This is a genomic window from Geomonas diazotrophica, from assembly GCF_018919385.1.
Classification (GTDB): domain Bacteria; phylum Desulfobacterota; class Desulfuromonadia; order Geobacterales; family Geobacteraceae; genus Geomonas; species Geomonas diazotrophica.
The window spans coordinates 113,898-127,572 of record NZ_JAHLMF010000003.1; the positions used below are offsets into that span (position 1 = coordinate 113,898).

The window sequence follows — 13,675 nt, forward strand, 5'->3', positions numbered from 1 at the left end:
CAAGGATGAAACATGACCCCAGGCAACTTTCAGCAACTCGCAAATTTTATCTGGTCCGTTGCGGATTTGCTACGAGGGCCGTACCGGCAGCCTCAGTATGAACGAGTAATGCTGCCTTTGACGGTTTTGCGCCGTTTTGACGAGGTGCTTGCTCCGACTAAAGAAACGGTGCTGAAGCGTTACGAAACGCTGAAGGACAAGGACCCGCAGCTGGTTGACCGGATACTCAATGAACTGGCAAAGGATGATGATGGCAAACCGCTCGGCTTCCACAACCACAGCCAGCTCGATTTTCGCAAACTCAAGGGGGATCCGGATTACATTGGTCGTCACCTCATGGACTACATTCGTGGCTTTTCCGAAAATATCCAGAAAATTTTCGATCGTTTCGAGTTCGAAAAGGAAATCGAAAAGCTAGAAGAAGCCAATCGCCTCTATCAGGTCATCGCCCAATTTGCTGAGATAGACCTGCATCCTCGACGTGTCGACAACATCACCATGGGGCTATTGTTCGAAGACCTGATCCGGCGCTTCAACGAGGCGGCCAATGAGACGGCTGGTGACCACTTTACTCCGCGCGAGGTCATTCGCTTGATGGTCAATCTACTGCTGGAGCCAGACACAAAAGTGCTGACTCAAAAAGGCGTCATAGTCACCATCTGCGACCCAGCCTGTGGCACAGGCGGCATGCTGGCCGAAAGCCAGAATTGGATCCGTGCTCACAACGAGCACGCCACAGTAAAGGTCTATGGCCAAGACTACAACCCTCGCTCATACGCCGTCGCCGCTTCCGACCTTTTGATTAAGGGACACCGCGACAGTCGCATTGAGTACGGCAATACCTTGACCAATGACCAGTTCGACGGAATGCGTTTCGACTACCTGCTGGCCAATCCCCCTTTTGGCGTGGACTGGAAAGGCGAAAAGAAAGAAATCGATGACTGGCCAGACTTTCGCGGTTACCGCGGGAAGCTGCCCCGAGTCAACGACGGCGCGCTGCTCTTTCTGCTCCATATGATTTCCAAGTACCAGCCGTGGCAGAAGGACCACCGAGACAAGCCTGGCTCACGGGTCGCCATAGTCTTCAACGGATCGCCACTATTCACCGGTGGAGCGGGGAGCGGCGAGAGCGAAATCCGTCGCTGGATTATTTGTCACGACTGGCTCGAAGCCATCGTCGCCCTGCCCGAGCAGATGTTCTACAACACCGGTATAGGCACCTTCGTCTGGGTGCTGAGCAACCGCAAGGAAAAACACCGCAGGGGCAAGATTCAGCTGATCGACGCCCGCGACCTTTGGACGCCCATGAAACGCAGCCTTGGCAACAAGCGCCGCTTTCTTGACGAGGCTGCTATCGATGATATTACCCGCGCGCACGGAGCGTTGACTGATTCCAAAAACAGCAAGGTTTTTGACAACGCCGATTTCGGGTACCGACGTGTAACCATCCTGCGACCGCTGCGGCTGCGCTTCCAGATCACTCAGGAGGCAAAGGATCGCTACCTAGACACCTGCCCGGATCTGCTCGACGCTGTGCTGGCAATTGAAGAGGCGCTGGGCAATGAACCGTACTACGACTGGAATAAACTCTGGATGGAGATTCAGAAGATCGTCAAGGCTCTGCCCGGTGATGTGGACGGTTGGGCACCAGGGGCAAAGGGAACGGCGCAGAAAAAACTATTCCGCGATGTCTTCACTGTAGTCGACTCCCAGGCCGCACCAGTCATCATCAAACAACACAAAATGGTGCCTTTGGAGATTGAAGCATTGTTTCCTGGCCAGACTCTGCCCGACCTCAAGCACGATGAGCTTCACGCCCTGCTTGGCTTGAAGCCCGACGGTAAAAGGAAGCATATAGAGTACGAACCTGACCCGGCACTGAAGGACTATGAGAACATACCCCTCAAGGAAGACATCGTCAGCTACGTGTTGCGTGAGGTGCGGCCATACGTAGGGGACGCCTGGATCGACCGCGAGACCCTGGACGAGCAGGACGGTGGCATCGGCAAGGTGGGCTATGAGGTGAACTTTAACCGTGAATTCTTCCAGTACCAACCACCGCGCTCGTTGAACGATATAGATAGCGACCTAGAGGAGGTGGAAAGGCGGATTACATCACTGTTGCGGGAGGTTACGGAGTGACAAGGGATACAGCTCGCCTCAAATTCATCTGCCGCCTTGGCTATGGTGATGCACTACCAAAAGATGAAGACAATTCAGGGGACATTCCCGTTTTTGGCTCGAACGGGCAGTATTCTACAACAGTTACAAGAAATACCGAAGCTCCGGCAATAGTTGTGGGACGAAAAGGATCCTATGGGAAAGTTAACTGGGCTCCTAATGGCTGCTTTGCCTCTGACACGACTTTCTTTATTGATTACCGACAGACAAGTTCAAATTTGCGATGGCTGTATTGGGCACTGCAAACACTTCGTTTGGACGAAGGTTCGCAAGAAGCTGCTGTACCTGGGTTGAACAGAGAATCGGTCTATGAACAACGAGTTCTCTGGCCTGATGCAGCAAACCAAGTTCTCATCGCCAACTACCTTGACCGCGAGACCGCGCGCATCGATGCGCTGGTGGCGGAAAAAAATCGGATGTTGGCCCTGCTCGAAGAAAAGCGGGCCTCCCTCATCATCCGCGCCGTAACCCGCGGCCTCAACCCCGACGCCCCCTTCAAATCCTCCGGACTTAACTGGCTAGGGGATATCCCGGCGCATTGGGGTATTCCACCTGTTTATGCACGTTTTGAAGTTCAGCTAGGAAAGATGCTTGATGAGAAGAAAATCAAGGGAACTCATCTCGCATCATATCTGAGAAATGCCGATGTCCAATGGGGTGTGATTAATGTTTTGAATCTTCCGGTAATGGATTTCGATGACGAAAGTCGTATTAGGTACTCTCTCAAACCTGGAGATATTTTAGTTTGTGAGGGTGGTGAAATCGGGCGTTCTGCAATTTGGAACGGCGAAATTGGTGAATGTTACTATCAAAAAGCATTGCACCGACTGCGCTCTTTGAATGGTAACGACGATGCATCATTTTTTATCTTTGTAATGCGGGCACTAGTGAGCCTATGCGTTTTTTCATCCCAAGCTTTGGCGGCCACGATACAACACCTTCCTGCGGAAAAACTAAGGAATATTCGGTATCCGTCGCCACCTCTTTCCGAGCAAAAAGCCATAGTTTCTTTCTTAAATAAAGAAATTGCATATATCGATGGGGTCAGCGAAGAGATAGATATGTCTATTCAACTGCTCAAAGAACGCCGCGCCGCGCTAATTACCGCCGTCGTCACTGGCCAGATTCCTATCGAGGAGATGACCGAATGAAACTGGAGAGCGTAACCCTCGCGAATTTTAGAGGCTTTGATCAAATTGATCTCAGGTGCGAACCTGATGTGACCGTTATCGCCGGTGTGAATGGTGTTGGAAAGTCGGCGCTTTTGGGTGCGGTCGTTAAGGCCATGTCCTTTGCCCTACCAAGGATGACACCGTCAAAGGAAAGCACCATTGGTCTTGCCGACACGGATATCAAGACCGGCAAGGAGAGCCTGGCTGTGTCTGTCGTATTGCATTGTCCCAAAGCCAATGTTCATGTGGACATCGCAAGAGTGGCAGGTATAAGCACGTCGGATGCAGAGTTGCTGACGAAGCGGCGGGATGAATTGAGATTTGCGACTCGGGAAACAAAGAAAGGGTCGAAGGAAGAACGTGACATCGAGAATGAAATCCGCCTGATTGAATGTCAACTGGCACCTGTGGAGGACGTTCCCACGGTGAGAATCCTGTCAACCGATTCAGATGATAGCCCTGAGGATGTTGTCGCCTCGTTGAAGGCGGAAGGCGCGCAGCCGTTCGCTGTCTTTTATTCGACCTCCCGCTTTCTGACCCGCCTGCCGCTTACTCTGCCCAAAACCAAGGCAATCGAGATCGCCATGGCGTACAGCAAGGCGTTGGAACAGCTGGAAGTTTCCTTGAATGACTTTGCAAACTGGTACCGTGCATTGTCGGAAGGCAGTCATCCCAAACGCCTAGCCCAGATGTCTCAGCAGCTTGAAGCGGCAATCAGCACGTTTTTGCAAGATGTAAGTGGTCTTAGGCTGCACTCGGAGCGCCCAGCCCGATTCAGCGTACAGAAAAACGGCATGACGTTTTTCCTGGACCAGCTCTCCGATGGCGAGCGCGGCCTACTGGCACTTGTCTTCGATTTGACCCGCCGTCTAGCCATCGCTAACCCTGAGAGCGACAATCCCATCGCCGAAGGCGTGGCGCTGGTGCTGATCGACGAAATCGAATTACACCTGCACCCGAAGTGGCAACGCTATGCTATCAGAAGGCTTCGGGAAGTTTTCAAGAACTGCCAATTTGTCATTACAACACACTCCCCCCAAGTGATAGGCCAAGTCAAAGCGGAAAAACTGCGGTTATTAAGCCACGACGAGTCTGGAAAAGTTGTTTTGACTCCGGTTACTCAGGCGTTTGGCATGGACAGCAGTTGGGTCTTGCAGAACATCATGGGTGTCCCTGCCCGAGATTATGAGACAGAACAAAAAATTTCCCAGATTTATGACGCGATTGACGAAGGAAAATACGGAGATGCACGCACTCTAGCCGAGGCGATCCGTTCGGAAATTGGGGATTTTCCTGATTTGCAAGAGGCCTTTGCGCTGCTTGATCGATTTGAAATATTGGGGCAAGGATGAGAAGAATCGTAAAGACGCACGCGCCGCAACAACTAACAAAGTGGCGTAATGACAATAAAGACCTCAACCATGCTTACGAAGATATGCTAGGAACCGAGGCCCATCAGGCGCTCAAGGACAAACTGCTTGAGGAGCAAGGCGGGATTTGCGCATATACGGGCAGGGCTATTGACGCTGCATCATCGCATGTTGAACATTTGAAGCCGCAAAACCAGTGTGTTGGATCCGAAGACGTGGAATACCGCAACGTCGTCGCCTGCTTTCCGGCAGACGGTGGGGACACCGCGTTCGGGTATGGCGCACCAGTTAAGGCGGGATGGTGGAATGAAGCTCTTTTTGTATCTCCTCTTTCAGAAGAGTGTGAACGCCGGTTTCGATTTACCTGGAGTGGTCATGTATATCCAAACCCTGGTGATCACCAAGGTGCCACTGAAACGATCAAAATCCTTGGACTCGATAAAGAGGGATTACGGCAGCTCAGAAAGTCACGAATCGACGGTTTTTTTGGTTTTGGTGCCCGGACTCGTGCAAAGCCACTGTCAATTGCCGATGCCAGAACAGCCTTGGCACGTGTTGATGAGTTTAATGGGAATGGCCGGTTGCAAGAGTTCTGCTTTGTGCTGAAGCAGTTGTTGCCAAAGTTCATCGAACAAGGAGGGGAGTAATGAAACAAACCAGCGAAGCCGCTTTCGAAACCGCCATTGAGGCGGCGTTGCTGGCCGACGGCTATGCCAAACTCCCCTCTAGTGGCTTTGACCGTAAACGGGCGTTATTTCCCGCCGAGGCACTCGCCTTCATCCAAAATACGCAGACAAAAAGCTGGGAGAAGCTGGAAGCCCTGCACGGGGACGAAACCGGTGAACGGGTTTTGCAGTCGATGTGCAAGTGGATGGATACCCACGGTGTGCTAGCCACCCTGCGCCACGGCTTCAAGTGTTTCGGTAAGACCTTGCGCATCGCCTTTTTCCGCCCAGCCCATGGACTCAATCCCGAGCTGGAGGCGCGCTACCGGGCCAACCGGCTGGGCCTGACGCGGCAGCTGCATTTCAGCCCGATGAACGAAAAATCACTGGATGTGGTGCTCTCAGTCAACGGCATCCCCCTGGCGACGCTGGAGCTGAAAAATCCCCTCTCCGGCCAGACGGCCGCCAGCGCCATCCATCAATACCGCCACGATCGCGACCCGCGCGAGCTGGTATTCCAGTTCACCAAGCGCACCTTGGTGCATTTCGCGGTTGATACCGAAGAGGCGCACATGACTACCCGTCTCGCTGGAACTGGCACCCATTTTCTACCGTTCAATAGGGGCGATCATGGCGGTGCGGGCAACGAGCCGGACCCGGCGGGCCGCAACTACAAAACCGCCTACTTGTGGGAAGAGGTGCTTTGCCGCGACAGCCTCCTCGACCTGATGGCGCGTTTCCTCCATCTTGATGTGCAGGAAAAAGTTACAGTTGAAGGTAAAAAGGTGCGCAAGGAAGCAATGATCTTTCCGCGCTACCACCAGTTACAGGCTGTGCGGCGGATGGTCGCAGCCGCGAGCAGCGAAGGTGTTGGGCACAACTACCTGGTTGAACACTCTGCGGGCAGCGGCAAGAGCAACACCATCGGCTGGCTCGCACACAGGCTTTCCTCGCTGCACAACGTACAGGATGAGCGTATCTTTGACAGCGTAGTGGTGATCACCGACCGGGTAGTTCTCGACCGGCAGTTGCAGAATACCATCTTCCAGTTTGATCACCGCCAGGGGGTGGTGCAGAAGATCGATGAGGATTCTCGCCAACTCGCCGAGGCGCTGGAATCGGGTGTTCCGATTATAATAACCACATTGCAGAAGTTTCCCTTTGTCTCAAGTCAATTGCTGAAATTGGCTGAGGAGCGTGGTGACGTGGGAAAAAGCTATCTGCCAACCCGCAAATACGCGGTGATAATCGACGAGGCGCACAGCTCCCAGTCGGGCGAGACGGCTACTGAACTCAAGGGGGTACTGGGCGGCGCGGAACTGCACAAAAAAGCCCAGGAGTTGGCTGAGGAAGAAGGCGAAGTCGAGCTGGAACGGCTGTTTCGGGCCATGGCCAAGCGTGGCCGCCAGCCAAATATAAGTTTCTTTGCCTTCACCGCCACACCCAAGCACAAGACCCTTGCGATTTTCGGTCGGGGCGGTGAGCCCTTCCACCGTTACACCATGCGGCAGGCCATCGAGGAAGGCTTCATCGAGGATGTGCTGAAAAACTATGTAACCTACAAGACCTATTACAAGTTGATCAAAAAAGCTGAAGACGACCCCAACGTCGAACGTAAGACGGCGGCACGTGCGCTGGCGCGTTTTATGCGCCTGCACCCGCACAATATCGGTCAGAAAACCGAGGTAATGGTCGAGCATTTCCAGCAGCACACCCGCCACAAAATAGGTGGTCACGCCAAGGCGATGGTGGTGACCGGTTCACGACTGGAGGCGGTGCGATACAAGCAGGAATTTGATCGTTACATCCAGGAGAAGGGGTATCCCATCAAGAGCCTAGTGGCGTTTTCCGGTACGGTGGAAGACGACAAGGTGCCGGAGAAGACCTATACCGAAGTGGAGATGAACGACGGGCTAAAGGAAAAGGAATTGCCGGACACCTTTGCCAATCCGGAATACCGCGTGTTGCTGGTGGCCGAAAAATACCAGACCGGATTTGATCAACCCTTGCTGCACACCATGTATGTGGACAAGCGGTTGGCGGGCATCCAGGTGGTGCAGACTCTGTCGCGACTTAACCGGACCCATCCGCTCAAGGACGATACCTTCGTTCTGGACTTCGTGAATAACCCAGACGAGATTCAGGAAGCCTTCCGCCAGTATTATGAAGGTTCGGAGATGGGAGAAGAGGTCGACCCGGATCGGCTCTATGAGGTCAAGGCTGGACTGGACGCTTCGGGCATCTATCTCGATTCCGAAGTGAACGAGTTTGCCCACATCTTCTTTGCGCCAAAGCGGCGGCAAAGCCCCGCCGACCACAAGAACATGAATGCTATCCTAGATAAAGCGGTTGCGCGGTTTGCGCACCTTCAAAACGATGAGGAAGAAGAGGCCGAGTTGTGGCGCGGCAAAATACAAGCCTTTCGTAACCTCTACAGTTTTTTGAGTCAGGTGATTCCTTATCAGGATAGCGATCTGGAGAAGCTGTTTACCTATCTACGGCACTTGGCCTTGAAGCTGCCTAAGCGCAAGAGCGGCCCGGACTACCAGTTCGATGAAGAGGTGGAGCTTGATTACTACCGGTTGCAGAAGATCAGTGAAGGCTCGATCAATCTTCAAGAAGGCTATGCAAAGCCGCTAGATGGGCCGCACGAGGTCGGTACCGGCGTGGTGCATGAAGAAAATGTACCCCTGTCGCGACTGATCGACCTCATCAACGAACGCTTCGGCGGTGAATTGACCGAGGCGGATCAACTCTTCTTTGATCAGATCGCCGAGGCAGCGAGCCAGAACGAGACCCTGCGCATGGCGGCCGAAGTAAACTCTCTTGACAAGTTCCAGCTCGTTTTCCGCCAGGTGCTGGAATCGCTATTTATCGAGCGCATGGAGCTTAACGAGGAGGTCTTTACCGATTATATGAGCAAGCCGGAGCTGCAGGGACTGGTTTCGAAATGGTTGGGAAGTCAGGTTTATGAGCGGTTTAGCGGTTTGAAGGGAAGTTGAATCGGGTTTTCCAACTATGGACCATTGCAAAAGCGCCTCAAGCGAGGCGCAAACTGAAGAATAAGGCGTGAATTGTAGGTTCCGGATGCACATAATTATACAAAAAAACCCCCACAGCCTTTGTGGCGTGGGGGTGCACGTAAGTCGACAAATTACATCAACCGGTTCAAGCAACTAATGCGAACAAGTTAGCGACAAATCTTTTATGAGTTTCAGGATCGTCCAGCCGTCGTTTCGAATCTTCAGTGGGTTTGATAGCTTCCGAAATCACTTCTGGTGGATCGGATTGTCCAAACTCTTTTTTGACGATTAAGCCAATTTTAACCTTCGTCATGTCGAGTCTCCTTAAGCGACGCTTTATAGCACACCTTTTTCTGGTTTGCAACCGAATTATGCTGATGGTGCGACTTCTAATTTGCCATATGATTCAAATATGTTGAAGAAAAGGTCGCCGATGGTCGCTAAGTAATTTAGGCAGATATCGTGGTCAAACCCGCCTTTCATGTTGTCAACACAGAGAAACCCGATAACTCGGTACTCAGCTCCGTTTTCCTCTTTATATGAGATCCTTATCGGCACAACCAGAGAGGCGTTGTAACTTTTTTTCCAATTCTTGTTTAAATTAGTGTATTCGTCTTCTTGGTTTAGGCTGTTGGAAAGGTAATAATTTTTAGGATTTACGCCTGTAAGCATATCAAATGCGGAGTTCCCGTGGATCGGGAAAACAGGTAAACGAGCATCGGCATCTTTTCGAATCCTATAAGAAACAGGATCTCGAATGAACGTTTTAACCTCCGAATCGTTAATTACGACCTTTATACAGACTGAACAATCATCCTTGGTCATGATGTCAAATAATTCTTTAATATTAGTCATGCAAAATAGCATGAATTGCTTGAATGAACTCTTAACTTCTTCAAATTGCTCCTTCGAAAGTTGGCCATTGCTTGAGGTTCTAAGCATTTCCTGACGATATTCATGGCCAATGTTATGAACTATTCTAGCAACTTTGATGCGATCATCAAACATGTCATCCATTTTGTTTTTTAGATCGGATATCTCCTTGTCTTTGCTGAATATTGTTGAATCTATATTTTTGTACTGGTCAAAATACTTTTGGCTATCCCTTATTGCAAGATAAGCTACAATCACTATTGCAGTATTGACAAGAGCCAAGATTAATACACCGGCAGATGGACCGATTTGACCTTCTGCATTAACAGAGAACCACACTGTGACTATCGCAATGATATCAGCTACTAAGCTTGTTAACGCCAAGTAGCTTTGATGCTTGCTCAGGAACTCGTTGAATTTAAAAGGCATATTTTCCCCGGTAATGGCAGTAAACTGCCAAGTCACCTAGCTCACCGCTCAACAGAACCATGCCATCTCTACCCCTTGGGGTGATGGCACATGTGCGGGTTTAGTCAATGCACGGCAGGATTAGGGTTCTCGCGGCTACGTTTACACTTTTTTATTCATTTAGTCCAATAAAAACTAAATAAAGCACTCCTGAGGGCCAAAAAACCGCACCTCTAGGAACAAACTTATTTCTTGCCGAAGGTGATCGTTTTTGGCAAAAGCTCACTCCAAAGTTCACTTAAAAGATAAGGAGGCTGCTGTCTTTAACGCAACGGCCTGTTTTTATTGGTGGAGACGGTCGGGATCGAACCGACGACCTATGCGTTGCGAAATTTTAGGGTGGCTTTCATAAAGTCTGGTGGAACGCTAATACGAGATAGCCAAGAAGTAAGAGGGGGGATTCTTGCTGCTGGGCACCAGGTCTTTTTGAATTCACTCCATTTCACCGTTAGCCAGATACTAAGGGTTGCACTAGGGGTTGCATGGGGCTCAAGATGCAACAAAGGGTTACGGCTTCTTTAGCTGTAACCCTTTGTTTTTTAATGGCGGAGAGATAGGGATTCGAACCCTAGGTACCTTTCGGTACACCTGATTTCGAGTCAGGCACCATCGACCACTCGGACATCTCTCCGGATATGCTGTTGTCAAAGGAGCGGCGCTCCTCGGAGCAGAAAGATATACCTCATTCGAAAGAGAAATTCAACCCTGTTGTGGCTCCCCGAGGTCAGTAGGTAAGGCCCGCATAAAAATCCTGCAGAAATTGCCGCTGTGTCTTGGTCAGGACGCCCCTGGTGTCTATCTCTGACAGGATGCGCCAAATGAGGCCGAGCTCGCTGTACACCCTGAGCACGGCGGTGAGCTTGTGGCGCGAATGATCTTCCGATGCTATGGTCCCCTGCAGCAGCTCCTCGGTATAGGCGGCCAGCCGGGTGATCTCGTGGTGCGTCGCCATGATGGCGTTGGGGGTTATTTCTTCAATTTGCATAGGCCCCTCTCAAAGCCGTTGAAAAAGATTGGTTGTCCTAAATTTCGGCTTAAGCTCGGAAAAGGTTTAGGGCTTTTTTCCTCTTTTTTTCTCAGCTGTTGAGGGGCTTTCTCTCCTGCTTTTTCTGTGCCCGTAAGTTTGCGAAAAAACTGGAAAGCATGCTGGAGGTTTCCTCGCCGCGCACGCCGGGGGTGAGGACGACGCTGTGGTTCAGCCGCTTGTCATCGGAGAAGTCAAACAATGACCCCGCCGCTCCCCCTTTGGGGTCGTAGCTTCCGAAGACGACGCGGTCCAGGCGCGAGAGGATTATGGCTCCCATGCACATGGTGCAGGGCTCGAGGGTAACGTAAAGGGTGGCGCCGGTGAGTCGCCAACTGGCAAGCTTTCTGGCGGCCTTGCGTATGGCGATCATCTCGGCGTGTGCGGAGGGGTCCTGCTTGCTTTCGCGCAGGTTGTGCCCCCGCGCGATCACCACGTCGTCTTTCACTATCACGGCACCGATCGGCACCTCGCCTATCGATTCGGCTTTTCTTGCCTGGTCGATCGCTTTTCCCATCCAGTAGTGGTCGTCTTTCTTCATCGTTCCTTCTTTAATAGATCCAACGGCACTCGCCTTCCCTGCTCCCCCCCTCCAGTTCTGCTGCGCCCACTGAAGGGCCTCGGCCTACAGGCGGGGGCGGTGATGCTGGCATGGAGAAAAGGGTGAAGGCCGGCGCCGGTTTTGAACGTAGAACGCCTTGGCCGTTAATGCAGTCCCTCGCCGGTGGTGGTCATGACGAGTTTGCCGTGCTTGACCCCCTTCACGCCGATAAGTTCGTCGGCGATGCGGCGTACGTCGCGGGCCTTGCCGCGCACCACCAGGACTTCGAGGCAGTTATGGGCGTCCAGGTGGACGTGCAGCGCGGAGATGATCTGGTCGTGGTGGGCGTGCTGGTGCTCGGTCAGCTTGTCGGAAAGGTCGCGCACATGGTGATTGTAGACCAGCGTGACGGTGCCGACCCCTTCTTTTTCACCTTCTTCCCAATCGAGCTCAACCTGGGCCGCCCTGATCAGGTCGCGGATCGCCTCGGAGCGGTTGGCGTACCCCTTCTGTTCGATGAGCCGGTCGAAGCTCTCCAGCAACTGGTCGTCCATGGAAATGCCGAATCTTACTGTCTCTCCCATGCATGGCTCTCCTTGAGAAAAAGTGCCTTACTATACGTGAAAGACAAAGGAGAGTCAAAACCCACCTTCGCGCTACGCGCTTCGGTGGGCAAGCCCACCCAAAGGCGCAACTACCGGAGGCGCAAAACGGAAAGACGCAGAGATGGTAAGACATCGGATTTGTCTCTTTCTCTGCGCCTTGGCGGCTTTGCGTGCAATTGGTCTTTGACTATTTGAGGTAACTGCGGATGCCGGCCTCGAAGTTGACGGGCTCGAAATGGAAGGTCCTGCGCCAACTTCCGTCGCAGGTGCTGCCCTCCACCAGCATGGCGATCTGATCGGAGGTGATGGGGAAGAAGGAAAAACCCTCGAAGAAGGGAACGACCAGCCGCATGAGCGACAGCGGATTCCTGATCTTGGCGACGTGGCTTTTCCCCAGGACCCGGCCGATGATGTCGAGAAGCTCGTTGTAGGTGTAACGGTCGGGCCCGCAGAGGTCGTACTCCTGCCCAATGGTCTCCGGCTTTTCGAGCGAGTCGACAAAGCAGCGGGCCACGTCGTCGGCGGAGATGGGCTGTAGTTGGTACTCTCCATCGCCGATCACCGGCATGGCGGGGAAGGTGCGCATGTAGCCGGCCAGCATGTTGATGAAGTCATCCTTGGGGCCGAAGATGATGGAGGGACGGAAGATGGTGTAGTCGAGCCCTGACCGGCGCACCTGTTCCTCCGCCTGGTACTTGCTTTTGAAGTAGCGGGCGGTGCTGTCGGCACTGGTTCCCAGCGCGGACATCTGCAGGTGGCGCCGGACTTTGCCTTTTTTCGCGGCGGCCAGGATGTTCCCGGTCGCCTCCACGTGCAGGCGCTGAAAGGTGACCCCGCGGCCGGAAAACTCCCTGATGATCCCGACCAGGTTGATGGTGGCATCGCAGCCGGCCACCGCTTCTTCGAAGGTTTCCGGCCGGGTGACGTCACCCACGATTTCCTCGACGTCGGGCTCGACGCTCCCCAGGCTTCTGCGGTGCACCAACAGCCTCAAGCTGTGCCCGCGGGCCAAAAGTGCCTCTCTTACATGCCCTCCCACGAACCCCGTGCCGCCTGCCAAAAAGATCAACATACGCGCCTCCAACGCATCTATTTCCCAGCCTTCAACCCCGGTCTCGGAATAGTAACAACAGCCGATAGTGTAGCAGGTGTTACTCGAATCGCCATTTAGCGAACGAAGTGTATACAAAATCTTGTGTTCAGGGCCTTCTTGTGTTAAAAAGCCTTTCACAACAAAGACTAGAGGAGACCCGCCATGGCTGAGCAAGGTGATGTCTGTTACACATTTGAAGCAGCGATCGAAATGGCCGCCCAGATGGAGAACGAGGGATTCCGCGCTTATCTTGCCGCCCTCCGCATCGTGAAGGACAAGGCGGCCCGCCAGATCATCAAGGAAGCCGCGTTCGACGAGCTGGAGCACAAGCACCAGTTGGAGAAGGCGCTGGTCGAAGGTGAGATGAAAGGGGGAGAGGGGCTGCACCGGCCCGTTCCCACCATGAACCTCGACTACGTCCTGCCGAAAAAGGAGCTCCGCCCCGATTCGACCGCACGTGACGCCATGGCCTACGCCATCCACCTCGAGAAGGGCTCCATCGACTTCTACGACCGGATGTCCCGCGGCTGCGAGGGCGCTCCCATGGCAGTCCTTTTCAAGAAAATGCTGGCGGACGAGTCCCGCCATCTCCAGGAACTGGAAGACCTGTACGAGCAGCACTTCATGACCGAGAACTAGGTCGGGTCTTTCCGCGCCGCA

12 protein-coding genes and 1 tRNA gene are annotated in these 13,675 nt (G+C 53.0%); 6 read left to right on the top strand and 7 right to left on the bottom strand.

What is annotated here, in order from left to right; genetic code table 11:
• The first annotated feature begins 12 nt into the window (after window positions 1–12).
• From KOM00_RS04075 to KOM00_RS04095, 5 genes are read left to right on the top strand one after another with little or no spacing between them, the layout of a single operon-like run.
• On the top strand, window positions 13–2,142 hold the full coding sequence (locus KOM00_RS04075) for a type I restriction-modification system subunit M (protein ID WP_216497563.1): 2,130 nt from the start codon (window positions 13–15) through the stop codon (window positions 2,140–2,142).
• Window positions 2,139–3,332, top strand: a complete 1,194-nt coding sequence (locus KOM00_RS20880; RefSeq protein ID WP_216497564.1) for a restriction endonuclease subunit S — start codon at window positions 2,139–2,141, stop codon at window positions 3,330–3,332. The genes KOM00_RS04075 and KOM00_RS20880 overlap by 4 nt, the downstream gene beginning before the upstream one ends.
• Window positions 3,329–4,705 carry an AAA family ATPase gene (locus KOM00_RS04085; RefSeq protein WP_216497565.1) on the top strand — a complete coding sequence of 459 codons (1,377 nt, stop codon included), beginning with the start codon at window positions 3,329–3,331 and terminating at the stop codon, window positions 4,703–4,705. The genes KOM00_RS20880 and KOM00_RS04085 overlap by 4 nt, the downstream gene beginning before the upstream one ends.
• On the top strand, window positions 4,702–5,370 hold the full coding sequence (locus KOM00_RS04090) for a retron system putative HNH endonuclease (RefSeq protein WP_216497566.1): 669 nt from the start codon (window positions 4,702–4,704) through the stop codon (window positions 5,368–5,370). Before KOM00_RS04085 ends, KOM00_RS04090 begins: the two co-directional genes overlap by 4 nt.
• Window positions 5,370–8,390, top strand: a complete 3,021-nt coding sequence (locus KOM00_RS04095) for a type I restriction endonuclease subunit R (RefSeq protein ID WP_216497567.1) — start codon at window positions 5,370–5,372, stop codon at window positions 8,388–8,390. The genes KOM00_RS04090 and KOM00_RS04095 overlap by 1 nt, the downstream gene beginning before the upstream one ends.
• Window positions 8,391–8,556: 166 nt before the next feature.
• Here KOM00_RS04095 and KOM00_RS04100 read toward each other — a convergent pair whose 3' ends face one another.
• From KOM00_RS04100 to KOM00_RS04130, 7 genes are all read right to left on the bottom strand, one after another.
• The gene (locus tag KOM00_RS04100; protein ID WP_216497568.1) at window positions 8,557–8,724 is read right to left on the bottom strand and encodes a hypothetical protein; all 168 of its coding nucleotides are present in this window, start codon (window positions 8,722–8,724) and stop codon (window positions 8,557–8,559) included.
• Window positions 8,725–8,780: 56 nt separating this feature from the next.
• A complete protein-coding gene (locus tag KOM00_RS04105) occupies window positions 8,781–9,749 on the bottom strand; it encodes a hypothetical protein (RefSeq protein WP_216497569.1) in 969 nt (322 codons plus the stop codon).
• Between the two features lie 546 nt (window positions 9,750–10,295).
• Window positions 10,296–10,383: transfer RNA gene (locus KOM00_RS04110), tRNA-Ser, on the bottom strand.
• A gap of 93 nt (window positions 10,384–10,476) precedes the next feature.
• The gene (locus KOM00_RS04115) at window positions 10,477–10,737 is read right to left on the bottom strand and encodes a hypothetical protein (RefSeq protein ID WP_216497570.1); all 261 of its coding nucleotides are present in this window, start codon (window positions 10,735–10,737) and stop codon (window positions 10,477–10,479) included.
• Window positions 10,738–10,828: 91 nt separating this feature from the next.
• Window positions 10,829–11,317: a tRNA adenosine(34) deaminase TadA gene (gene tadA, locus KOM00_RS04120; RefSeq protein ID WP_216497571.1), complete on the bottom strand. Its 489-nt coding sequence runs from the start codon at window positions 11,315–11,317 to the stop codon at window positions 10,829–10,831.
• A gap of 164 nt (window positions 11,318–11,481) precedes the next feature.
• Entirely contained in the window at window positions 11,482–11,901 is a 420-nt protein-coding gene (gene nikR / locus KOM00_RS04125; RefSeq protein ID WP_012531991.1) for a nickel-responsive transcriptional regulator NikR, read from the bottom strand.
• Between the two features lie 208 nt (window positions 11,902–12,109).
• Window positions 12,110–12,994: a complex I NDUFA9 subunit family protein gene (locus tag KOM00_RS04130; RefSeq protein WP_216497572.1), complete on the bottom strand. Its 885-nt coding sequence runs from the start codon at window positions 12,992–12,994 to the stop codon at window positions 12,110–12,112.
• A 183-nt stretch (window positions 12,995–13,177) separates the two neighbouring features.
• Between KOM00_RS04130 and KOM00_RS04135 the strand changes: the two genes are divergently transcribed.
• A complete protein-coding gene (locus tag KOM00_RS04135; protein WP_216497573.1) occupies window positions 13,178–13,654 on the top strand; it encodes a ferritin family protein in 477 nt (158 codons plus the stop codon).
• Window positions 13,655–13,675: the final 21 nt, after the last annotated feature.

Excerpts from the sequence above, each read along its gene's own strand:
- KOM00_RS04075 (WP_216497563.1), top strand. The coding sequence starts at position 13 with ATGACCCCAGGCAACTTTCAGCAACTCGCAAATTTTATCTGGTCCGTT.
- KOM00_RS04085 (WP_216497565.1), top strand. The coding sequence starts at position 3,329 with ATGAAACTGGAGAGCGTAACCCTCGCGAATTTTAGAGGCTTTGATCAA.
- KOM00_RS04090 (WP_216497566.1), top strand. The coding sequence starts at position 4,702 with ATGAGAAGAATCGTAAAGACGCACGCGCCGCAACAACTAACAAAGTGG.
- KOM00_RS04095 (WP_216497567.1), top strand. The coding sequence starts at position 5,370 with ATGAAACAAACCAGCGAAGCCGCTTTCGAAACCGCCATTGAGGCGGCG.
- KOM00_RS04100 (WP_216497568.1), bottom strand. The coding sequence starts at position 8,724 with ATGACGAAGGTTAAAATTGGCTTAATCGTCAAAAAAGAGTTTGGACAA.
- KOM00_RS04115 (WP_216497570.1), bottom strand. The coding sequence starts at position 10,737 with ATGCAAATTGAAGAAATAACCCCCAACGCCATCATGGCGACGCACCAC.
- tadA (WP_216497571.1), bottom strand. The coding sequence starts at position 11,317 with ATGAAGAAAGACGACCACTACTGGATGGGAAAAGCGATCGACCAGGCA.
- nikR (WP_012531991.1), bottom strand. The coding sequence starts at position 11,901 with ATGGGAGAGACAGTAAGATTCGGCATTTCCATGGACGACCAGTTGCTG.
- KOM00_RS04130 (WP_216497572.1), bottom strand. The coding sequence starts at position 12,994 with ATGTTGATCTTTTTGGCAGGCGGCACGGGGTTCGTGGGAGGGCATGTA.
- KOM00_RS04135 (WP_216497573.1), top strand. The coding sequence starts at position 13,178 with ATGGCTGAGCAAGGTGATGTCTGTTACACATTTGAAGCAGCGATCGAA.